The sequence below is a fragment of the Macromonas nakdongensis genome (genome assembly GCF_002837145.1).
GTDB lineage: Bacteria > Pseudomonadota > Gammaproteobacteria > Burkholderiales > Burkholderiaceae_C > Macromonas_B > Macromonas_B nakdongensis.
The window spans coordinates 25,558-46,923 of the sequence record NZ_NWMV01000041.1 but is presented as its reverse complement, the minus strand read 5'-3'; the positions used below and the strand labels follow the sequence as shown (position 1 = coordinate 46,923).

The window sequence follows — 21,366 nt, the reverse complement described above, 5'->3', positions numbered from 1 at the left end:
CCGCTGTTGTGTGAAATTGCCGTGACGGATCGGTGTCGTGGGTGTGACGGCTGGGCCCGGCTCAGGCCGGCGCCTGGCCGTCGTCGGTGACGAAGCTGTCGCGGAAGGTGAAGTAGAGCGAGCTGAAGAACATCGCGCTCATCAGCATGGCCATGGGGAAGACGATGGCGCCCAGCACTTCTGGTCCACCCAGTGCCGAGGCCAGCAGCACCACGGTCAGTGACACGCCCAGGAACACCCCGCTCCAGGCCAGGAAGTAGACCAGCAGGGCTGCCCGGTTGGTCCAGCACGCCAGGGCGCTGAAGAACAGGCTTTTCACCGGGGCGATGCCGTGCCAGTGCACCAGGGCCGGGGCATGCCAGAACAGCAGGCCCAGCGGCAGGTACAGCACGGTGTTGACCAGCAGGTGCCGGACCATTTCCGGCTGGTTCAGCAAGGCGGCGCCCACTTCGTTGGCCTCGCCAGCGGCGGGCACCGGTTCGCCACCGGTCAGCAGGGCCGACAGTGCCGTCACGACGAAGGAGCCCAGCGCGTACAGGGCGCCCAGCGTCAGCATGGCCCGCAGGCGCGACTGGCCGGCCCGGAAGGCGCTGGCCAGCACCGCGGGCATGGGGAACTGGCCGCTGTGCGCGTCGCGGGTGGCGGCCATCAGGCCCAGGGTGGCCGCGGGCAGCAGCGCCAGTGCCAGGGCCTGGCCCACCCAGGGCACCATGGCCAGGACCGACACCACCATCATGAACAGGAAGAACAGGCCGGCCAGGGCCAGGGGCTGGCGCGCGAACATGCGCATGCCCAACTGCACCCACAGCAGGCCGGTGCGGGCCGGGACGTGGTTCAGTCTCATAGTACGGCCAAGCGGGCGCGCAGTACCCGCTCGAAATGCGTGGGGTCGTGCGGTTGCAGCACGGCGGCTTCGCGCGGCAGGTGCCAGTCCCACAGGCGCGAGATCCAGAAGCGCAGGGCTCCGGCGCGCAGCATGGCCGGCAGCAGTTCGCGTTCGGCGGCCGTCAGCGGGCGCACGCTTTCGTAGGCTTGCACCATGGCCTGGGTGCGGGCGGCGTCGGCCACGCCGCTGGCCAGGTCGATGCACCAGTCGTTCAGGCACACCGCCAGGTCGAAGGCGAAGCTGTCGCAGCCGGCGAAGTAAAAGTCGAAGAAGCCGCTCAGGCGGCCCTGGTCGAACATCACGTTGTCACGGAACAGGTCGGCGTGCACCGGGCCGCGCGGCAGGGCGGCGTAAGCCGGGCTGGCGGCTACGTGGTTCTGGTAGGCCAGTTCGCTGGTCAGCAGTGCGGCCTGGGCCGCGTCCAGGTGCGGCAGCACCACGGGCACGGTCTCGTTCCACCACGGCAGGCCGCGCAGGTTGGGCTGCTGGCGCGGGTAGTCCTGTCCGGCCAGGTGCATGCGTGCGAGCATGGCGCCCACCTGGGCGCAGTGGTCGGCGCTGGGGGCCAATTCGCTCTTGCCGCGCAGCTTGTTCACCACGGCGGCCGGCTTGCCCTGGACGCTGTGCAGGATGTTGCCCTGCTCGTCGGCGGCGGGGTCGGGCACCGGAATGCCCTTGCCCGCCAGGTGCTTCATCAGGTGCAGGTAGAAGGGCAGTTGTTCGAAGCTCAGGCGTTCGAACAGGGTCAGCACGTGGTCGTGGGGTTCGCCGTTCAGGCGGGTGCTGACGAAGTAATTGGTGTTCTCGATGCCGCCGGCGCAGCCGGCCATGTCGGTCAGTTCGCCCAAATGCAACTGGCGCAGCAGGGCCGCCGCCTCGTCCCGGGAGACTTCGGTGAAGACGGCCATGGTCAGAACTTCAGCACACGCCAGCTGCTTTTGCCGGCATTCCCTGGGGCGTCGGGTTGTTGGCCCGCGTCGATGGGTTGCACCCGGTAGCCCGGCACCTGGGTGTTGGTCTGCACGTCGATGCTGCGGGTCTGTCCGCCCACGCGCAGTTCTTCAATGCGGCTGCCCGCGTCCTCGTGGGTGATGCGTTCGGTTTTTTGTTCCAGCGTTTTCACCGGTTCGCGGGCCGCGGCGGGGGCCGGGGGCTGGGCCAGAACGGTCGTGGCGGTGCCGCTGACGGCGAAGGCCGCTGCCAGGGCCAGGCCGCGCCAGAACAAGGGGGAAACTGCGGGTGTGCTGTGCATCCCCCGATTGTAGGCAATCGACGGTCCGGCCCCGGTTTGGCCGCACAATCCCGGGCATGACCGAATCGCAGAAAACCCTGGTGCTGGTGGACGGCTCCAGTTACCTCTACCGCGCCTTCCACGCCATGCCCGACCTGCGCGCGGTGCCGGGCGATCCGTCCAGTCCGGCCACGGGCGCCATCCGCGGCATGATCAACATGATGCAGGCCTTGCAAAAAGAGCAGCCGGGCGACTACGTGGCCTGCGTGTTCGACGCTTCCGGCCCGACCTTCCGCGACGCGCTCTATCCCGAGTACAAGGCCCACCGCAGCCCCATGCCCGACGACCTGCGCGCGCAGATCGCGCCCATCCACGAGGTGGTGCGTCTGCTGGGCTGGACGGTGCTGGACGTGCCGGGCGTGGAGGCCGACGACGTGATCGCCACCCTGGCCACGGTGGCCGCCGCGCAGGGCGTGCGCGTGGTGGTGAGCAGCGGCGACAAGGACTTGAGTCAGCTGGTGAACGAACACATCACCATCATCGACACCATGAGCGGCAAGGTGCGCGACGTGGCCGGCGTGACCGCCGAATTCGGCGTGCCGCCCAGCCTGATGGTGGACTACCAGACCCTGGTGGGCGACACGGTGGACAACGTGCCCGGTGTGGAGAAAGTCGGGCCCAAAACCGCCGCCAAGTGGCTGGCCGAGCACGGCTCTCTGGACGGCGTGCTGGCGGCGGCCGACCAGATCAAGGGCGTGGCCGGCGAGAACCTGCGCAAGGCGCGCGACTGGCTGGCCACCGGCCGCCAGTTGGTGACCATGAAAACCGATTGCGATCTGAATGGTTTTGTGCCCGGCCTGCCGGCGTTGGAGGCCCTGGCCCTGCGCGAACGAGAAGTGCCGGCCCTGCGGGCGTTTTACGAGCAATACGGCTTCAAGGGCCTGGCGCGTGCCTTGGCCGAAGGCCCTGGTGCAGAGGCCCCCACGGCCACGGCCCAAACCACCGCACCGGCCGCCGACGGCGGCACCGGCGATTTGTTCGCCGACCCGGCGCCTGCTGCGGCGGTGGTCGGCACGCGCCACTACGACACCATTTTGAGCTGGGACGCCTTCGACGCCTGGCTGGCCAGGCTGCAGGCCGCCGAACTGGTGGCGCTGGACACCGAAACCACCTCGCTCGACGAAATGCGGGCCGAGATCGTCGGCATCTCCTTCAGCGTGCAACCGGGCGAGGCGGCCTACATCCCCCTGGCGCACAACGGCCCCGACGCGCCCGAGCAATTGCCACGCGACGCGGTGCTGGCGCGCTTGCGGCCTTGGCTGGAAAACCCCACCGCCGCCAAACTGGGTCAGCACATCAAGTACGACCGCCACGTGTTCGCCAACCACGGCATCGAGGTGCGCGGCTACGCCCACGACACCATGCTGCAAAGCTACGTGCTGGAGGTGCACAAACCCCACAACCTCGGCAGCCTGGGCGAGCGCCACCTGGGCCGCAGCGGCATCAGCTACGAGGAACTGTGCGGCAAAGGCGCGGCGCAAATCCCGTTCGCCCAGGTGGACGTGGCCAAGGCCGCCGAATATGCCTGCGAAGACAGCGACCTGACCCTGGACGTGCACCGTGTGCTGTGGCCGCGCCTCCAGGCCGATGCCAAGCTGCGCGCCATTTACGGGCTGGAAATCGCCAGCAGCGAGGCGTTGTTCCGCATCGAGCGCAACGGCGTGTTGATCGACGCGCCCACCCTGGCACGGCAAAGCCACGACATCGGCCAGCGCATCGTGCAGCTGGAGCAGGACGCCTACGAGATCGCCGGTCAGCCCTTCAACCTGGCTTCACCCAAGCAGCTGGGCGAAATTTTCTTCGACAAGCTGGGCCTGCCGGTGGTGAAGAAAACCGCCACCGGCGCGCGCAGCACCGACGAAGAGGTGCTGGAAAAGCTGGCCGAGGACTACCCGCTCCCGGCCAAGATTTTGGAGCACCGCTCGCTGTCGAAACTCAAGGGCACCTACACCGACAAGCTGGCCGGCATGGCGCACCCGCGCACCGGCCGCGTGCACACCCACTACGCCCAGGCGGTGGCCGTGACCGGGCGCCTGTCCAGCAACGAGCCGAACCTGCAGAACATCCCCATCCGCACGGCGGAGGGCCGGCGCGTGCGCGAGGCCTTCGTGGCGCCGCCGGGCTGCCTGATCGCCAGCGCCGACTACTCGCAGATCGAGCTGCGCATCATGGCCCACATCAGCGGCGACGAGGCCTTGCTGAAAGCCTTTGCCTTGGGGCTGGACGTGCACCGCGCCACCGCCGCCGAGGTGTTCGGCCTGGCCCCCGACCAGGTCAGCAGCGAGCAGCGCCGCTATGCCAAAGTCATCAACTTCGGCCTCATCTACGGCATGAGCAGCTTCGGCCTGGCCAAGGCCTTGGGCATCGACAACACCGCGGCCAAAAACTACATCGACCGCTACTTCCAGCGCTTTGCCGGCGTGCGCCACTACATGGACGAAACCAAGGCCCAGGCCAAGGCGCGCGGCTACGTGGAAACCGTGTTCGGCCGGCGCCTGTACCTGCCGGAAATCAATTCACCGAACGGCCCGCGCCGCGCCGGGGCCGAGCGCGCCGCCATCAACGCCCCCATGCAGGGCACTGCGGCCGACCTCATCAAGATGAGCATGGTGGCGGTGCAAGCCGCGCTGGACGCGCAGGGCAGGGCCACCAAAGTCATCATGCAGGTGCACGACGAACTGGTGTTCGAGGTGCCCGAGGCGGAGGTGGATTGGCTGAAAGTTGAGGTGCCGCGCCTGATGGCCGGTGTGGCGCAGCTGAAAGTGCCGCTGCTGGCCGAAGTGGGCGTGGGCGCCAACTGGGAGCAGGCGCACTGACGCGCCGCCATCTGCGCCGGGGTGGTCAGCGCGTGGCGGTGGCCAGTCCCATGGCCAGGGCTTGGGCCGGCCCGTAGCTGTCTGCGTTGCGGCAGTCGGCCGCCAACAGTTTCTGGTACACGGCGGTGGCCGTCGCGCTGGGCAGCATGGCGCGCAGGTAGCGCGTCACCGTCAGTTGCTGGGCGCGGCTGGGTTCGCTCTGGCAGGTCTGGTGACCAAAGTCGTGGTCGGGCGGCAGCGGGCTGAACACGATGCGCCCCGCGGGTGGCCCTTCGGCCAGCACCCGTTGCGCTCCGGCGGCAAACACCAGCAGGCAGGGCGTGTCGCAGGTGCTGCCGGCCTGCACCTGGGTGTCATAGCCGCGGTTGCGCAGCATCGCCCCCAGGGTGATGGCGTCGCCCAGCAGGGCCGGGCCCGCATTCAGCACCAGGCGCTTGCGGGTGCACGCGGCGCGCTCCAAGTCTTGCAGGGCCGCACCCATGCGCCGCACCGTGCCGGCGTGGATTTCGCCGTTCAACGTCAGGGTGCAGGCCGCCGTGCGGGTGTCGGTCACCAGCGTGCCGCCCTCGTAGGGGTGGGTTTGGGTGCCTGGGGTGTGGGCGGAGGGTCTCGCGGCTTTGCTGCCGGTGGGTGGGGTGCTGCAACCGGTCAGCAGGGTGGCCAGCGTCAAGGCTGCCAGGGTGTAAGCGGTTTTCGTTGTCGGTGTCATTCGTGGGTTCCTCGCGTCATTGTGACGTTGCAAGGCCTACTGAGTAGGCGTGTGCCGAGAATGCGTCGCTACCACAATCTTCCAACAGTTTTTCGTGTGATTAGTTCGAATGGACTGCTCGATGCCTACATCATTATTTTCGCGTAAAAATATTACAAATATCAATTTAATTAATGATAATTAAAATTAAATTGCTTTTCGTCTGTTAACTTCAATTATTGCACCGCACCAAAGTAGCTATCGACCATCTTGGTGTTGATCCGTAGGATTCAAGTCGTACAAACCCTAACTGCGGAGGTTCTATGTTGAAGAAATTTTTGGCCACGTCTTTGATGGCGGTCACTATGTTGGGCCAGGCTCAAGCCCAGAACATCTCTTTTGTGGACGGTGAAGCGTCGTTTGCAAAATCCATCACGGCTCGTGGCAGCGACACCTATACCTTCTCTTTTGACGGCTTGGTCAGCGGTGTTTACGACGTGGTCGGCGCTTTTTCTGGCTACAACTTCAACGTCACTGGCGCTACTTTCAACGGTTCCGTGCTGAACACCGCCAACCTGGGCTCCTTTTCATTCGGCTCCATCACCTACAACGGCACCTCTCCGTTTGTGCTGACCATTACTGGTACCCGCAATGGAAGCATCGCTGCCGGCTTCTCGGGTAGCCTGATTGCCGTGTCCCCGGTTCCGGAACCCGAGTCCATCGCCATGATGCTGGCCGGTCTGGGTGTCATTGGTGCAGTGGTGCGTCGTCGCAACCGCACTGGTCAACCGGCCGCCGTTGCCGCCTGATTTTTGGCTGTCACGCCAGCGGTCGGGCATGTCCCGGCCGTTTTCGTTTCCGGTTTCGGTTCCGTGTTTCTAAAAAATCCAACAACAGGGTGGGCCAAAGTCAATGTTCCGAACACGTCGCATGGCGCCGACCGCCTATGCTGAAAACGGCGTAGAGGTCAGTTCGTCCGCCGGCACCGGCAACCTGCTGGTCTTGCTGGATGGTCTGGCTGGGCCCTTGCTGTCCGTGCTCACCTTGTGGCTGTTGGCGGTCTATGTGGAAGGGGCGCTGTACCCCAGCTACCTGCTGTTGTCCCTGCTGGTGTTTGTGCTGGCCTATCCCAGCCGGGGCTATTTGCGGGCCAGCGGCGTGCTGGTTCTGCTGTTCAACATCCTGTTCAGTTGGAGCTGGGTGTTCGCCCTCATGTACGCGCTGGGCTACGTCACCGGCTACCTGCGCGAGTTCGATCACGACGTGCTCATGCTCTGGCTGGGGGTCTCGCCCGCCAGTGAATACGCCGCGGGCCTCTTGCTGCGCGCGTCTGCGCCGGCCCTGGTCACGTTGCAGGGCCCGCCGCCCCGTGCGCTCATCGTCGGGCTCAACCACCAAGGCCAGTTGCTGGCCAAGCGCATGCAGTCCGCCCGGTACGACCCCATTGATTTGGTGGGCTTTGTAGACAGCCGCAGCCCCGAGCGGCTCCAGCTACAGGGCCAGCAACGGCTGCTGGGCAAGCTGGAAGAGCTGCCCCAACTGGTGCAAACCCACCGCGTCCAGCAGATCTACCTCAGCCTGCCCATGGCGTCGCAGCCGCGCATCCTGCAGTTGCTGGATGACCTCAAAGACACCACCGCGTCCATCTACTTCGTGCCCGACATGTTCGTCACGGACCTCATCCAGGGCAGCATGTCCAACGTCAACGGCGTGCCCGTCATTTCGGTGTGCGAGTCGCCCTTCGTCGGGCTCAACGGCCTCATCAAGCGCGGCAGCGACGTGGTGTTGTCGCTCCTCATCCTGTTGCTCATTTCGCCGGTGCTGCTGGCCATTGCGGTGGCGGTCAAGCTCACCTCGCCGGGGCCGGTCATCTTCAAGCAGCGGCGCTATGGCTTGGGGGGCGAAGAAATCCTGGTTTACAAATTCCGCTCCATGTCGGTCACCGAAGACGGCGCCATCATCAAGCAAGCCCAAAAGAACGACAGCCGCATCACCCCGCTGGGCGCCGTGCTGCGCAAAACCTCGCTCGACGAATTGCCCCAGTTCATCAACGTGCTGCAAGGCCGCATGAGCATCGTCGGCCCGCGCCCGCACGCCGTCGCCCACAACGAGCTGTACCGCAAGCTCATCAAGGGCTACATGATCCGCCACAAAGTCAAGCCCGGCATCACCGGGTGGGCGCAGGTCAACGGCTACCGCGGCGAAACCGACACGCTCGAAAAAATGCAAGGTCGCATCGATTTCGACCTCGACTACCTGCGCAACTGGTCGCTGCGGCTCGACCTGCTCATCATCCTCAAGACGGTGCGCCTCGTCAGCAAGGACGCCCAGGCCTACTGATGACCTTGCGCGCCTGTTCCCATTGGCTGGTGTTGGTTGGCGGCTCGCTGTTGATGGTGGGCTGCCCGGGGCTGGTGCGCGTGGCCCAAGCCCAAACACAGGACGAGCCCGAAGAATTTTTCCGGTTGGTGGCCAACCGCACCCAGTTGCACGACAGCAACTACCTGCGTGCGTCCAGCGCCGTTACTGCCTTTCCGCTGGGCCGGGCCGATGCCGCCGAAACCCTGGCCATCACCACCGTGGGCGTGCAGCTGGACCAGACCGTGGGCCGCCAACGGTTCGAGCTGGACCTGACCTGGGCCGACCACGCCCACCAGCATTTTCAGTTCCTGGACTACACCGCCCACAACCGGCGCGCCGCCTGGCGCTGGCAACTGGGGGCCGATCTGCAAGGCAGCCTCAGCCACGACCAGCGGCAAACCCTCAACAGCTTTGCCGACACCACCAACTACAGCCAGCAAAACCTGCTCACCCAAACCAACACCCGGCTCAACGCCAGCTACCGTTTGGGCGCCGCCTGGCGGCTGCTGGCCGATGGTTCGCAAACCCACGAAACCCGCACCATCAGCCTGCCGCAAGAAGGCGAAACCACCACCCAAGCCGCCGGCTTGGGGGTGCAGCATGTGTGGCCTTCGGGCACGGCGCTCAGCCTCACCCACCGCCAGGTGCAGGGACGTTTTCTGGGGCGCACCCTGTCAGCCCCTGCGCTGCTGGACACCGAATACCGCCAGGCAGAGCAGGGCATCAGCCTGCAGTGGCCCCTCACCGGCAAAACCAACCTGGCGGCGGACTGGGCGCACCTCAGCCGCCAGCACCCCAACTTTGCGGTGCGCAACTTCAGCGGCCACAACGCCAGCCTCAGTGTGGGGTGGCAACCTTCGGGCGCCTGGCGCTGGCAAGCCCGCTGGCAGCGGGACCTGGCCAACTTCCAAACCCTGGGTAGCAACTACAGCATCACCCAGCGCTGGTCGGTCGGGCCGGTGTGGCAGGTAACCGCCAAAACGCGCCTCAGCGCCAACCTGCAGCACAGCCGCAAAACCTACCAAGGCAGCCCAGACCTGCCCGGCACCTTGCTGCGTGCAGACACGACCCGCGACGCGCAACTCACCGCCGCCTGGCAGCTGCACCAAAAAGTCAGCCTCACGGCCACCCTCAACCAAGGGCGCCGCCAGTCCACCCAGGCCGGGGTCGATTACGACTACCGCGCCGCCGCCCTTTTGTTAGACGTTGTTTACTGAATCCGTCCATGCACCTGCACCTTGCCCGCTCTCTTCAAGTTGTGTCCGCCGTTGCGCTGGCCGTGGCGCTCGTTGCCTGCGGCGGCGGGTCTGATGCGCCCAAAGCCACCCAGGTGGCCGCCAAGGTGGGCCAAGAAGAAATCACCATCCACCAGGTCAACCAGTTGCTGCAGGGCATGCCCGCCATGGAGGGGCAAGACCCCAAAGTCCTCAGCCGGGCCATGCTCGACAAGTTGATCGACCAGCAACTGGCCGTCAACCAGGCCACCGAAGCCAAGCTGCACCGCTCGCCCGAAGTGGTGGTGCAAATCGAAAGCGCCCGGCGCGACATTCTGGCCCGCGCCTACTTGCAGCAAATCAGCGCCACCGTGGCCCGCCCCACCGCTGACGACGTGGAAGCCTACTACCGCAGCAACCCCGCCCTGTTTGCCGAACGCCGCGTGTTTAACGTGCAGGAACTGGTGGTGCCGTTCAGCGCCGCACAACAAGCTGCGCCCAACGTGCTGGCCGAGCTGCGCCGCCTGGCCCAAAGCCCCAACGGCTTGCAGCAGGCCGCGCAATGGCTGCAGGCGCAAAACATTGGGTTTGCCAGTGGCACCGCCACCCGTGCAGCCGAGCAGTTGCCCCTGAACGCGTTGCCGCAGGTGCACGCCCTGTCCGACGGCCAAAGCACCGTGCTCGAAGCCCCCAACAACCTCACCCTGGTGCAAGTGGTGTCCTCGCAACGCCTGCCCCTTGCCAAAACCGAGGCACTGCCTCGCATAGAAGCTTTCCTGTTCAACCAGCGGGTGAACGAGCAAGTCACTGCCAAGCTGAAAGACCTGCGCGCCGCCACCCCCATCGCCTACCAGGGCGAATTTGCGGCCGACCGCTGATCCTGTGCACCACAGTCAAGCACCTGCCAAGCCCCTTGCCATGAGCCTTCACACCCCACGCCAACCCCTTCGCCACACGCTGCAGCGCAGCGCCCACCTGCTGGCTGCCGCTGTGCTGGGCGGTACCTGTCTGACCTTGCCCGCCTGGGCACAAACCCAGCCCAACGCAGCCCCTGCAGCCGCCCCCGCCGCCAAAGCCGGTCAGGGCTATGCCGACTACGCCCTGGCCGCCAGCGATGCCATTCGCATCCAGGTCTTCCAAAACCCCGACCTCACGCTCGAAACCCGCGTCTCCGAAAGCGGCACCCTCACATACCCGCTCATTGGGCTGGTGGACCTGGGCGGCCTGTCCATCGCCGCCGCTGAAAAGAAAATTGCCGACGCCCTGCGCAACGGCGGTTTCCTGCGCGATCCGCAAGTCTCCATCACCCTGCTGCAAGTGCGCGGCAACCAGGTGTCGGTGCTGGGGCTGGTGGGTCGGCCGGGCCGCTACCCGCTGGAAGCGGCCAACACCCGCCTGAGCGACGTGCTGGCCGCAGCCGGTGGCGCCACCCCTGCGGGTGACGATGTCGCCATCGTCAGTGGCGTGCGCAACGGTCAACCCTTCCAGCAGCGGGTGGACGTGGCCCAACTCTTCCTCGCCCACGAATGGCAAAACGACCTGGTGGTGCAGGGCGGCGACGTGGTGTACGTGCACCGCGCCCCGGTGTTCTACATCTACGGTTCGGCCCAGCGCCCCGGCGCCTACCGCATCGAACGCGGCATGACCGTCATGCAAGCCCTGGCGCTGGGCGGTGGCCCCACCTTGCGCGGCAGCGAAACCCGCCTGCGCCTGCACCGCAAGCTGGCCGACGGGACCGTGCAACAAGCCACGCCCGAGTTGAACGACCCCATCCAGCCCAACGACGTGCTTTTTGTGCGTGAAAGCCTGTTCTAAGCCATGACGCTGACCCAATTCCTCCTCATCCTCAAGGCCCGCTGGTGGGTGGCGCTGCTGGCGCTGGCCCTCACGGTGCTCACCACGCTGGGCGTCAGCCTGTACCTGCCCAAGCAGTACACCGCCAGCGCCGCCGTGGTGGTGGACGTTCGTTCGCCCGATGCCATCACCGGCATTGCCCTGGGCGGCAACGTCAACGCCAGCTACATGGCCACCCAGGTGGACATCATCAACAGCGACCGCGTGGCCCGCACCGTGGTGCAACAGCTGCGCATGGACCAATCGCCCGCCATCCGTGCCGATTGGCAAGAAGCCACTCGCGGCCAGATGCCACTGGTGGACTGGCTGGCCCCGCTGCTGCGCCGCAACCTGGAAGTGCGCCCCTCGCGCGAAAGCAACGTCATCAGCATCCAGTACACCGGTGCTGACCCGGCCTTTGCCGCTGCGGTGGCCAACGCCTTTGCCAACGCCTACATTGCCGTCAACCTCGACTTGCGGGTGGCCCCCGCCCGCCAGTTTGCCGCGTTTTTTGAAGAGCAAACCCAGGCCGCCCGCGTTCGCCTGGAAGGCGCCCAAAAAACCTTGTCCGACTATTTGCGCGAAAGCGGCATGACGTCCGCTGACCAGCGGCTGGACGTTGAAACTGCCCGGCTGAACGAAATTTCCAGCCAGCTCACCACCATCCAGGGCCTCACCACCGACAGTGGCAGCAAACGCCAAAGCGGCCAGGCCGACACTTTGGTGGAGGTCATCAGCAACCCCCTCATCAACAACCTCAAGGCCGACGTGGCCCGTACCGAGGCCAAGCTGCAAGAAGCCAGCATTCACCAAGGCCCCAACCACCCCACCACCCAGCGCCTGCAACAAGAGCTGGCCACCTTCAAAGCCCAACTGGACGCTGAAACCCGCCAGGTCATCAGCTCCGTCAACACCAGCTACCAGGTGGGCCGCCAGCGCGAACAGCAACTGCAAGCCGCCCTGGCCGCGCAGCGCAGCCGCGTGCTGCAGCTCAACCAGCAGCGCGACGAAGTGCTGGTGCTGCAGCGCGAGGTGGACGCCGCCCAGCGCGCGTTCGACGCCGTCAGCGCCCGCGCCACCCAAACCAATGTGGAAAGCCAGGCCAACCAAACCAACGTCAGCCTGCTCACGGCGGCTGTGGCCCCGTTGGACCATTCCAAACCCAAAGTGTTCTTGAACCTGCTGGTGTCGGTGTTTCTGGGCACGCTGCTGGGCGTGGGCCTGGCCCTGGTGCTGGAGCTGATCGACCGCCGCGTGCGCAGCGCCGAAGACCTGACCGAAACCCTGGGCTTGCCCCTGCTGGCCACCATTGCCCAAGCGAAAGTTCGCGCATGAAACACCCCGACATGCCTCTGCCCAACCCCGGCAACACCAACCCCGGCAGCACCGCGCCCGTTGTGGCCACCAGCATCGGCCAACTGTTGGTGGCCACCGGCCGCCTGCAAGCGCAGGACATTGCCCGCATTGAAGCCAAGCAGCGCGAAGCCGCTATGCCCTTTGGCGAAGCCGCCATTGCCCTGGGCCTGCTGCAGCGCGACGATCTGGACTTTGCCCTGTCTCGCCAATTCAACTACAGCTACCTGCCCGCGCAGGACGCTGGCGTGGCCCCTCAGGTGGTGACGGCCTACAAACCCTTTGGCCCGGTGGGCGAGCAGTTTCGCGCCCTGCGCAGCCAACTGCTGCTGCGCTGGTACAAGCCCGAAGCGCTGGCCAACACCCTGGCCGTGGTCAGCGCGCAGCGGGGCGATGGGCGCAGCTTCGTCGCCGCCAACCTGGCGGTGGTGTTTGCCCAGCAAGGCCAGCGCACTCTGTTGGTGGACGCCAACCTGCGCCACCCCCAGGTGGACCAGTGGTTCAAGCCAGCGGGCAACGGCACCGCCAAAAGCCCCGGCCTGGCCGCCGCACTGGCAGGCCGTGCCGAAGGCGAATTGTGGCAAACCGTGCCGCAGTTGACCGGCTTGAGCGTGCTGCCCGCTGGCGCGCAGCCACCCAACCCGCAAGAACTGCTGGCCGGTGCCGCCTTTGGCCCGCTGCTGCACCACGCCCGCACCTGCTTTGACGTCATCATCATCGACACCCCGGCCAGCGCCGAAGTGGCCGATGCCGAACTGGTGGCCAGCCGCGCAGGCGCCGCCCTGCTGGTGGCGCGGCAAAACGCCACCGCCGTCAAGCACTGCCAAAGCCTGACGCAGCGCCTGCAAGACGCGGGCGTGCACTTGGCCGGCTGCATCATCAACGGTGCTTAACGTGCCAGCCCCGCGCTGGGCCCAAGTGGGCCCCTTGGCCACCTGGGCGCCGCTGGCGCTGGGCTTGGCCGTGCTTTACGGCCCCAGCCTGTGGGACTTGTTCCACGGCATTTGGGGTAAAACCGAATACATGCACGGCCCCATGGTGCTTGGCCTATCGCTGTGGCTGCTTTACAGCAACTGGCCCAACATGCAAGCCGCCGTGGCCACCTGCCCGCAGCACCAGCGCAGCAGCGTCTGGGGCTGGCCGGTGGTGGTGTTTGCACTGCTGCTGTATGTGGTGGGCCGGGCCATGGACATCCTCATGTTTGAGATGGGCTCACTCATCTGGCTACTGCTGGGCCTGGGCCTGCTGCACGGCGGGTGGTCTGCCATCAAAGCGCAGTGGTTTGCGCTGTTCTTCATGCTGTTCATGGTGCCGCTGCCCGGTGCGGTGGTGGACGCCGTGACCATGCCCATGAAAATGTTTGTGTCCCACGTGGCGCAATACGTGCTGGACATGGCGGGCTACCCCATAGGCCGCAGCGGCGTGACGCTGCAAATTGGCCAATACACCCTGCTGGTGGCCGACGCCTGCGCGGGCCTGCACACCCTGCTGACGCTGGAAGCCATGGGCTTGCTGTACCTGAACCTGGTGCGGCGCAATTCCTTGTTCCGCAATGTCACCATTGGGGTGTTGATTGTGCCCATATCACTCACGGCCAACGTCATACGGGTGGCCGCACTCAGCCTGATCACCTACCACTGGGGCGATGCCGCAGGGCAGGGCTTTTTGCATGGGTTTGCGGGGATGGTGCTGTTTTTGAGCGCGCTGCTGTTGATTATGGCGCTGGACAGTGGCTTGCACGCGATTGAGCGTTGGAGGCCAAAGGCATGAAGCGCGGCGTCGTTCTGCTGGTGCTGATGTGCGCTGCTGCACTGGGCGCCTATGCGCTTAAGCCGACCATGTTGCTGGCAGATCAGTTGCCGCCCATCAATTTAGAAGCCATGGTGCCCAAGGCGTTTGGCGATTGGCGTGCTGTGGAGCAGGGCACATTGCAGGTGATCAACCCCCAAGCAAAAGCGCTGGTGAACACTTTGTACCAGGATGTTTTGAACAGAGTGTATGTGAACCAAAGCGGTTACGCGATCATGCTTTCGATTGCGTATGGACGTAATCAACGTGACGGTTTGGATGTCCATAAACCTGAGGTCTGTTATCAAACACAGGGTTTTCAGTTAAACGGTTTGAGTCATGTCAACTTGAGTTTTTTAGATCGTGTAATACCAGTCACACGTTTGATGACACGTTTGGGTGGACGTTTCGAGCCTGTTACTTATTGGGTTGTTTTGGGAGATCAAATATCTCGCGGAGGATTTGAGAAGAAATTTAAAGAAATTCGTTATGCCTTTTTTATGAATTTGATACCGGACGGTATATTGGTAAGATTTTCATCTATTGATTCTAATTCGGATAGGGCTTACGCCATTCAAGGTCGATTTGCCGATCAACTTTTTGTTGCCATGGATCCTGAGGCTAGAAATAGATTCGCTGGTCGCCTGCTGCCATAGTTGTCTATCTAAATTTCTATGTATTAATTCTTTATTTTATTTGTATTTTCATTGGATTAAATTTTTGATCCTTGTGCCAGCTTTTATTTAATATTTTCATGGAATTTTAGAGGTGCTTATGTTGGGTCGCGTCGGGTTCTTTCTCTTGAGTGAGTCTGGAATAAAATTTTCATCCAATCAAGGCCGGTCGATCCTTGCGCTTTTTCTGATTGTTGCTTTCTGCTATAACGCATTGCCGCCGAACTTCTTTTTTGATGGGAATTCTCCTTCTGGTGAGTCCGGTAGTGTAGTTAAGCAGGCCTTTTGGTTTGGTGTTTTTCTGCTGGTCATTTCTGCAAAGCCTGTATTTAGAGAGTTAAAGTCAAGTGTGGCTTTTTATGTGTGGCCATTGGTTGCACTTTGTCTTTTGATGTTGATGAGTGCGATTTGGTCATTGGATTCATTTATTACATTGCGTCGATCAATACTGCAGTGTGTCGTAGTTTTTAGTGTCCTGCTTTCAATTTTTTGGCTGCCTCGAACTGATCAGGTGTTTTTCATAATATACCGGGTTGCCTCTATTGTTCTTGTGCTTAACCTGTTTATGTTGTTGCGTCATAACGGGTTTGATGAGGCCGGACTTTTTCGTGGGATACATCCACATAAAAACGTGGTGGGGTATTTGGGGGCTATTTCGGTCATTGTTGGTTTTTGGGTTCGCCGTTCCGGAAGTTTGACGTCGTTTCGATGGAATAATTTTTATATTTTTTTCTGGGGTGTTTTGTTGGCTCTTGCATTTTCAAAAACGTCGATTGCACTTGCCCTTGTTGCACCTCTTGTTGCATTGTCTTTTTGGCGGTTTTCTCGTTTGGTAAAGGTTGGGCTTTGGGTTCCAATAGTTGTCTTGATTGGATTCGTTTATGCAGTCTTTGCCGTCGCATTTATTTCTGGTGTCGATGTGAGTCGCGTGCTTACTGAGTGGATTGACGGAGTAGGTTTTACGGGGCGAGATGAAATCTGGAAATTCTTGGTCTCTCGATTGTCCGATAATATTTGGTTGGGTTACGGGTATGGCGGCTTTTGGGATATTGGGCTTAAATCGCCAAACTTAATTTATGGTACGGGTTATGTGCCTATGATTAATCAAGCTCACAATGGGTATTTGGATATTCTTCTTAACCTTGGAGTTCTCGGAGTTGTTGCTTATTTGGCGATTTTGGGGACGTTCTTTTTTGCCGTGCCCAATCGTAAAACCAAGCATGACAACGTATACCTGTTGTGCTGGTGCTTACTGGTTTTCTCTTTGTTTCACAATCTAACCGAATCTTCCATCATGCGCGGTTATGCCTTTGTCTGGGTGGTTCAGTTAATCGCTTTGGCGGTCACATACCGTTTAGCCACGGAGGAAGAGAAGTCGGCATGACTCATGTATCGGTTTGTCTCTGTACTTTCCGTCGCGCTAGCCTAGTTAATACCTTGGTCGGTCTAGCTGCCCAAAAACTGCAGGCGGGCATTACTTTTGACGTGGTGGTGGTTGACAGTGACCTTCAGGGATCAGCACAGTCTGTGGTCGAGCGTACTCAATCCACTTTGCCCATTTCCATCAGGTATGTCCGTGCGGATGTTGCTGGCGTTGCTGCTGCACGCAATCTTGCAGTGGCCAATGCTGTTGGACCTTGGCTAGCATTCCTTGATGATGACGAAGTTCCCGCCACCAATTGGTTGTCGGCTTTGGTCACATGTGCGGAATGCCACCAAGCTCAGGTAGTGTTCGGGACGGTGGAGACTCGCTACCCTGATGGCTGCCCTGCCTGGATCCGCGACGTTGATCTCTTCGGCAAATACACCGCGCCCACCGGCACCCGCGTCCAGCACGGCCCCACTTGCAACACCTTGCTGTGGCGCCATGCACTGGATGGACAGCCCCATGTCTTCGACCTCAGCTACGGCACCACCGGAGGGGAAGACACCGAACTATTCAAACGCCTCTCAGCCCAAGGTGTGGTCATGGTGACTTGTCGTGAGGCCGTGGTCAGCGAAACTATCGAGTCCCACCGGCTCAATCGCCACTTTCTCATGCGAAAGGCCGTACGGGTCGGCGAGACCTATTTCCGCATCTTCTTTGCTGAGGCACCCCTCTTCGCCCGTGCCAGCTTGCTCGCCCGTGCCTCCGCCCAGTGCTTGCTGGCCAGCCTGATGGCCCTGATCTTGCTGCCCTTCGGCCTAGGCCACTCCATGGTTTACCAGATCAAGGCAGCGGCCAATCTGGGCAAGCTTCGCGCGGCCCTGGGTCAATCAGCAGTCGAACTCTACAAAGGCTGATCCGTGCGAGTTCTCCACATCGTTCGCCAGTTCAGTCCCGCCATTGGTGGGCTGGAAAACTTCGTCCTCTGTCTCGCGCGTGCACAGCGCGCCGCTGGTCTCGACGCACGCGTCCTCACCCTTAATACCGTCTTTCACCAGACCGGGAAGAAGCTGGCTGCCCAAGACACGATCGAGGGTATACCCGTCACCCGCATCAGTTGGTCTGGCAGCTACAAATACCCGCTGTCGCTTTCCGCTCAATCGCACCTAGCGGGTTTCGACCTCATCCATGTGCACGCGGTCGATTTTTTCGCGGACTACCTTGCCCTGCTCAAGTCCCTGCACAAAACGCCCATGGTCCTCTCCACCCACGGCGGCTTCTTCCACTCCACCTACGCGTCCACGCTCAAGCGGGTGTTCTTCAACACCGTCACCCGCCGCACCGTGCGCGCCTACCAGCGCGTCATAGCCTGCAGCGAAGGTGACGAAACCATGTTCGCACCCCTGTGCCGGCCTTGGATGCGCCTGATCGAAAACGGCGTCGACGTCGAAAAATTCGCCGACCTCGGCGCGCGCCAGTTCTCGCCCAGCCTCCTGTTCATCGGCCGCTTCTCCAGCAACAAGCGCCTGGACCTGCTGCTCGAAACCGTGGCCCACCTCCGCGCCAGCCGCCCTGACGTGCGCCTGACCATCATTGGCCGCGACTGGGACGACAACCTCCAGCGCCTGCGCCAGCGCATGACCGAGCTGGCACTGGGCGACGAGGTGGTGCGCATCCTGCTCAACCTCGACGATGCCGCCATCCAGACCGAAGTCGGCCGTCACTGCTTCATCGCAAGCGCGTCCGACTACGAAGGCTTCGGCATGACCCTGGTCGAAGGCATGGCCGCCGGCCTCGTGCCGATTGCCTCGCCCATCGCCAGCTTCCAGACCATCGTGGAGCAGGCCGGTGTCGGCCATCTGGTGGACTTCCACCAGCCTGCGCAGGCCGCGCAGAGCATCGCCGGCTACCTGGCCGGGCTGGAGGCCGCATACCCCGCTGCACGCGCGCAGGCCATCAGCGCCGCCCAGCGCTACGGCTGGGTGGGCACGGCCGAACGCTTCATGCGCGAATACGAAGCCGTGCTCGGCCTGCGCACCCGCGTCATCCAGGGCGTGGCCATCGACAGCCGCGACGGTCACGCCGTCGTCAAGGCGCTGGACCATGCCGTTGCCCGGCGCCAGCCCCTGCAACTGGCCATCGCCAACGCGCACACCGTCAACCTCGCGCGCAACAACGCAGCCTACCGCCAGCTACTCGGTCGCTTCCTCGTGCTCAACGACGGAGCGGGCGTCAACATCGCCAGCAAGCTCAAGTACCGCAAACCGTTCGCAGAGAACCTCAACGGCACCGACTTCGTGCCGCGCTACCTGGCCGAATCCACCCACAGCTTGCGCGTGTTCCTGCTCGGTGCCCGCCCCGACGTGGTAGCCCAGGCCCACACCCGCTTCAGCCAGCAGTACCCACGCCACCAGTGGGTCGGCTTTGAAGACGGCTACGGCCGCCCTGAAGACGAAGCCGCCCTGTGCGCCCGCATCCGACAGACCGCGCCCGACCTGCTGCTCGTCGCCAAAGGCAACCCCTTGCAGGAAGAGTGGATCGCCCGCTGCGCCGCCCAGACCGCCGCCACCGTCTGCGTCGGCGTGGGGGCGCTGTTCGACTTCACCGCTGGCGCCGTGCAGCGCGCGCCACTGTGGGTGCGCCAGCTACGCTGCGAATGGCTGTACCGGCTTGCACAGGAACCGCGCCGGATGTGGCAACGCTACCTGGTGGGCAACGTCACCTTCCTCTGGGCCGCCCGGGGGGACCGCATATGAGCGACAGCCCAGCCACGGTGCGGCCTCTCGTGCTCCACCTGGCGGTGGACTACCCCAACGTCTACCGCCCTGAAAACACCGCCGCCGTGCGCAACTTCGTCAAGGCCTGTGACGCGCTGGACCACCGTGTCGTGGCCCTCACGCGCACAGCCAACCCCTTCGCCGTCGCCCAGGCCGACGGCGACGGCAAAGGCGACCCCAACGTCCTTTCCATGCGCTACTGGGGGCTGCCCTTCGGTTTCTTGCTGGCGTTGTCGATGTACCTCGTGTCGTGGCGCGTTGCCCGCGAGGCGCGCCGCCGCCAGTGGCGGCCCCAGGCTATCCACGCCCACAAGCTCACCTTCGAAGGCATCGCCGGCTGGTTTCTGGCCCGGCGCTGGGGTCTACCCCTCATCGTGTCGGTGCGCGGCGAGGCCGAATCCAAGGTCCTGCGCTTCAAGCCCCACTACTGGCCGCTGCTGCAACGCCTGCTCAGCGATGCGAAGCGGGTCTACTACGTGTCCGCCTGGTTCAAGCCCATCCTCAACCGCCGCTTTCGCATCAGCGAAGACCGTCAGAGCCTGCTGCCCAACTTCGTGACGGTGCGCGAGCCCCAGGCGCAGCGGCCACAGCCCAGGGCAGGGCACCTAGTCACGGTGATGGACCTCAACGTATACCGCAAGAAGGGCCTGAACCGGCTGCTGCCCGCCTTCCGCGAATGCCTCAAGACCTACCCTGACGCGCGGCTAGACGTGATCGGCCGCGGCGAACCCGCCGTGGTGGCCGAGGTGCAGCAGCTCATCATCCAGCTGGGTCTGCAGGACCGAGTGAGCCTGCTCGGCCCCCTGCCCAACGCCGAACTGCTGGACCGCCTGCCTGGATACGCCGGCATGGCCCTGCCCAGTCACAACGAGACCTTCGGAATGATCTATGTCGAGGCGCTGCTGGCAGGGGTGCCCATTCTGCACTCCGCTGGGACTGGCATAGATGGATTCCTTGAGCATTTGGATGTGCGCGTTTCTGTTGACCCGTTGGATCAATCCTCTATCACACGAGGTTTGAATGAATTGCTGGGAAATCATCAGTCTTTTGGTTTGCGAATTGCTTGCCATCGATCAACTTTGCTTTGTCTTTTTGGTAGAGATACTCATGTTTGTTCGTATGTTGATTTGATTAAAAATTGATTGTGTATTTGGCGAATATTTTTAGGGATTAAAATGTACTCAATTGGACAGAGATTAGTGGATACATCAGGGCGGCCATCCGGATTTGACTATATGCGGATCGTCCTCTCGATTATGGTTGTAGTTGTTCACTCGATTGGGACGAGCTACGGGCTTGAAGCTGATAAGGCATTTTTCCAGTCAGAGGCAAGAGGTGGGGTTCGCCTCATTTTGCCTATGTTTTTTGCTCTAAGTGGATTCTTGGTGGCAGGAAGCCTGCTTCGGACTCGCACGATTGGGATGTTTCTTGGTCTGCGCGTCATTCGTATCTATCCTGCTCTGGTTGTAGAGGTTTTGTTGGCTGCGCTAATCGTTGGACCGTTGCTGACGACAGTTTCATTGGGTGAGTATTTCTCAAGTCCGGTATTTCATCGATACTTGCTAAATGCTACGGGGCATATTTCTTATGCTTTGCCAGGTGTTTTTGAGTCTAATCCTCAGCCTGCTACTGTCAATAGTCAGCTTTGGACCGTGCCTTTTGAGTTATTTTGCTACGTATCTCTGTTGGTTCTTGTTTTGATGGGAGGGCGCCGATGGAAGATTGTTTATCCTCTCGCTGCCTTAGTTCTGTCTATTGGGCACTTTGCTTTTCGATACTCTGAAGGTACGCTTAGCCTGATGCCTAGCGGACCAGTATCTGGAACTTTGCTTGTGGTTAGTTTTTTGGTGGGTGTCTCTATTTATATGTATAGAGATCAAATTGTGTTTAGTGCTTCACTCTTTTGGCTTTCCTTGGCGGTGTCAGTTATTCTGCTTGCGTACGTTCCTGGTGGTGACTATTTGGCTCAATGCTTTGTGGGATATTCTTGTGTGTATATTGGGTTAACAAATTTCCGTCGGATACGATTGATAGATGGTGCTGATTATTCCTATGGGGTGTTTCTTTATGGGTTTGTTGTGCAGCAGGCTTTGATGGATGTTGTGCCGTGGGCGCGTCATTGGTACTTGAATACGATATTTTCCCTAGCTGTTGTGGTTATGTTTGCGGCATTCTCATGGCATTGTGTTGAGAAGCCAGCATTGAAGTTGAAAAAGGTGTTGGCTCGTATTGAGGATTATTTGGTCTCTCGTGTGCGCTCTGTAGGTAGGGCTGCTTGAGATGAGTGTTGATTTTTGTGTGATTGACGAGTTGAAAGAT

General features: G+C 62.0%; 18 protein-coding genes and 1 pseudogene. 15 read left to right on the top strand and 4 right to left on the bottom strand.

Annotation, left to right across the window (positions count from 1 at the left end; all coding sequences use genetic code 11):
* Positions 1 to 61: 61 nt before the first annotated feature.
* Genes CON77_RS06915 through CON77_RS06905 form a run of 3 tightly spaced genes read right to left on the bottom strand, consistent with a single transcriptional unit; the run spans position 62 to position 2,138 of the window.
* Complete coding sequence (locus tag CON77_RS06915) at positions 62 to 844, bottom strand: BPSS1780 family membrane protein (protein ID WP_101048440.1); 783 nt, start codon at positions 842 to 844, stop codon at positions 62 to 64.
* Positions 841 to 1,794, bottom strand: coding sequence for a homoserine kinase (locus tag CON77_RS06910; RefSeq protein WP_101048439.1), 954 nt, complete (start codon positions 1,792 to 1,794; stop codon positions 841 to 843). The genes CON77_RS06915 and CON77_RS06910 overlap by 4 nt, the downstream gene beginning before the upstream one ends.
* Positions 1,795 to 1,796: 2 nt before the next feature.
* Complete coding sequence (locus CON77_RS06905) at positions 1,797 to 2,138, bottom strand: hypothetical protein (protein WP_157826865.1); 342 nt, start codon at positions 2,136 to 2,138, stop codon at positions 1,797 to 1,799.
* A gap of 56 nt (positions 2,139 to 2,194) precedes the next feature.
* On the opposite strand from CON77_RS06905, the gene polA reads away from it, so the two are divergent.
* Positions 2,195 to 4,993 carry a DNA polymerase I gene (gene polA, locus CON77_RS06900; RefSeq protein ID WP_101048437.1) on the top strand — a complete coding sequence of 933 codons (2,799 nt, stop codon included), beginning with the start codon at positions 2,195 to 2,197 and terminating at the stop codon, positions 4,991 to 4,993.
* Positions 4,994 to 5,018: 25 nt separating this feature from the next.
* Here the strand turns inward: polA and CON77_RS06895 are convergent, their stop codons facing one another.
* A complete protein-coding gene (locus CON77_RS06895; RefSeq protein ID WP_157826864.1) occupies positions 5,019 to 5,702 on the bottom strand; it encodes a hypothetical protein in 684 nt (227 codons plus the stop codon).
* 335 nt (positions 5,703 to 6,037) lie between these two features.
* On the opposite strand from CON77_RS06895, the pseudogene CON77_RS06890 reads away from it, so the two are divergent.
* The 14 genes and pseudogenes from CON77_RS06890 to CON77_RS06825 form a co-directional block, all read left to right on the top strand.
* Positions 6,038 to 6,490 (top strand): annotated as a pseudogene (locus tag CON77_RS06890) (FxDxF family PEP-CTERM protein); the annotation flags it as partial.
* Positions 6,491 to 6,611: 121 nt separating this feature from the next.
* On the top strand, positions 6,612 to 8,021 hold the full coding sequence (locus CON77_RS06885) for an undecaprenyl-phosphate glucose phosphotransferase (protein ID WP_101048434.1): 1,410 nt from the start codon (positions 6,612 to 6,614) through the stop codon (positions 8,019 to 8,021).
* The gene (gene epsL, locus CON77_RS06880) at positions 8,021 to 9,259 is read left to right on the top strand and encodes an XrtB/PEP-CTERM-associated polysaccharide biosynthesis outer membrane protein EpsL (protein WP_101048433.1); all 1,239 of its coding nucleotides are present in this window, start codon (positions 8,021 to 8,023) and stop codon (positions 9,257 to 9,259) included. Before CON77_RS06885 ends, epsL begins: the two co-directional genes overlap by 1 nt.
* A 41-nt stretch (positions 9,260 to 9,300) precedes the next feature.
* Complete coding sequence (locus CON77_RS06875; RefSeq protein WP_157826862.1) at positions 9,301 to 10,134, top strand: EpsD family peptidyl-prolyl cis-trans isomerase; 834 nt, start codon at positions 9,301 to 9,303, stop codon at positions 10,132 to 10,134.
* 40 nt (positions 10,135 to 10,174) lie between these two features.
* Positions 10,175 to 11,071: a polysaccharide export protein EpsE gene (gene epsE / locus CON77_RS06870; RefSeq protein WP_101048431.1), complete on the top strand. Its 897-nt coding sequence runs from the start codon at positions 10,175 to 10,177 to the stop codon at positions 11,069 to 11,071.
* A gap of 3 nt (positions 11,072 to 11,074) precedes the next feature.
* The gene (gene epsF / locus CON77_RS06865; protein ID WP_101048430.1) at positions 11,075 to 12,424 is read left to right on the top strand and encodes a chain length determinant protein EpsF; all 1,350 of its coding nucleotides are present in this window, start codon (positions 11,075 to 11,077) and stop codon (positions 12,422 to 12,424) included.
* A complete protein-coding gene (gene epsG, locus CON77_RS06860; RefSeq protein ID WP_198552288.1) occupies positions 12,421 to 13,335 on the top strand; it encodes a chain length determinant protein tyrosine kinase EpsG in 915 nt (304 codons plus the stop codon). Before epsF ends, epsG begins: the two co-directional genes overlap by 4 nt.
* Position 13,336: 1 nt before the next feature.
* Positions 13,337 to 14,212 (top strand): exosortase B, encoded by an 876-nt coding sequence (xrtB, locus tag CON77_RS06855; protein ID WP_232788430.1) that lies wholly within the window; start codon positions 13,337 to 13,339, stop codon positions 14,210 to 14,212.
* Entirely contained in the window at positions 14,209 to 14,886 is a 678-nt protein-coding gene (epsI, locus tag CON77_RS06850) for an exosortase-associated protein EpsI, B-type (RefSeq protein WP_101048427.1), read from the top strand. The genes xrtB and epsI overlap by 4 nt, the downstream gene beginning before the upstream one ends.
* A gap of 118 nt (positions 14,887 to 15,004) precedes the next feature.
* A complete protein-coding gene (locus CON77_RS06845; RefSeq protein WP_101048426.1) occupies positions 15,005 to 16,288 on the top strand; it encodes an O-antigen ligase family protein in 1,284 nt (427 codons plus the stop codon).
* Positions 16,285 to 17,187, top strand: a complete 903-nt coding sequence (locus CON77_RS06840) for a glycosyltransferase family 2 protein (protein ID WP_101048424.1) — start codon at positions 16,285 to 16,287, stop codon at positions 17,185 to 17,187. The genes CON77_RS06845 and CON77_RS06840 overlap by 4 nt, the downstream gene beginning before the upstream one ends.
* Before the next feature lie 3 nt (positions 17,188 to 17,190).
* The gene (locus CON77_RS06835) at positions 17,191 to 19,026 is read left to right on the top strand and encodes a WecB/TagA/CpsF family glycosyltransferase (RefSeq protein WP_101048422.1); all 1,836 of its coding nucleotides are present in this window, start codon (positions 17,191 to 17,193) and stop codon (positions 19,024 to 19,026) included.
* A gap of 44 nt (positions 19,027 to 19,070) precedes the next feature.
* The gene (locus CON77_RS06830; RefSeq protein WP_198552287.1) at positions 19,071 to 20,189 is read left to right on the top strand and encodes a glycosyltransferase; all 1,119 of its coding nucleotides are present in this window, start codon (positions 19,071 to 19,073) and stop codon (positions 20,187 to 20,189) included.
* A gap of 93 nt (positions 20,190 to 20,282) precedes the next feature.
* Positions 20,283 to 21,326, top strand: coding sequence for an acyltransferase family protein (locus CON77_RS06825; RefSeq protein ID WP_157826861.1), 1,044 nt, complete (start codon positions 20,283 to 20,285; stop codon positions 21,324 to 21,326).
* Positions 21,327 to 21,366: the final 40 nt, after the last annotated feature.

What these genes read in the sequence shown, in the direction of transcription:
- CON77_RS06915 (WP_101048440.1), bottom strand. Translation starts at nt 844, where the DNA reads ATGAGACTGAACCACGTCCCGGCCCGCACCGGCCTGCTGTGGGTGCAG.
- CON77_RS06910 (WP_101048439.1), bottom strand. Translation starts at nt 1,794, where the DNA reads ATGGCCGTCTTCACCGAAGTCTCCCGGGACGAGGCGGCGGCCCTGCTG.
- CON77_RS06905 (WP_157826865.1), bottom strand. Translation starts at nt 2,138, where the DNA reads ATGCACAGCACACCCGCAGTTTCCCCCTTGTTCTGGCGCGGCCTGGCC.
- polA (WP_101048437.1), top strand. Translation starts at nt 2,195, where the DNA reads ATGACCGAATCGCAGAAAACCCTGGTGCTGGTGGACGGCTCCAGTTAC.
- CON77_RS06895 (WP_157826864.1), bottom strand. Translation starts at nt 5,702, where the DNA reads ATGACACCGACAACGAAAACCGCTTACACCCTGGCAGCCTTGACGCTG.
- CON77_RS06885 (WP_101048434.1), top strand. Translation starts at nt 6,612, where the DNA reads ATGGCGCCGACCGCCTATGCTGAAAACGGCGTAGAGGTCAGTTCGTCC.
- epsL (WP_101048433.1), top strand. Translation starts at nt 8,021, where the DNA reads ATGACCTTGCGCGCCTGTTCCCATTGGCTGGTGTTGGTTGGCGGCTCG.
- epsE (WP_101048431.1), top strand. Translation starts at nt 10,175, where the DNA reads ATGAGCCTTCACACCCCACGCCAACCCCTTCGCCACACGCTGCAGCGC.
- epsF (WP_101048430.1), top strand. Translation starts at nt 11,075, where the DNA reads ATGACGCTGACCCAATTCCTCCTCATCCTCAAGGCCCGCTGGTGGGTG.
- epsG (WP_198552288.1), top strand. Translation starts at nt 12,421, where the DNA reads ATGAAACACCCCGACATGCCTCTGCCCAACCCCGGCAACACCAACCCC.
- epsI (WP_101048427.1), top strand. Translation starts at nt 14,209, where the DNA reads ATGAAGCGCGGCGTCGTTCTGCTGGTGCTGATGTGCGCTGCTGCACTG.
- CON77_RS06845 (WP_101048426.1), top strand. Translation starts at nt 15,005, where the DNA reads ATGTTGGGTCGCGTCGGGTTCTTTCTCTTGAGTGAGTCTGGAATAAAA.
- CON77_RS06840 (WP_101048424.1), top strand. Translation starts at nt 16,285, where the DNA reads ATGACTCATGTATCGGTTTGTCTCTGTACTTTCCGTCGCGCTAGCCTA.
- CON77_RS06825 (WP_157826861.1), top strand. Translation starts at nt 20,283, where the DNA reads ATGCGGATCGTCCTCTCGATTATGGTTGTAGTTGTTCACTCGATTGGG.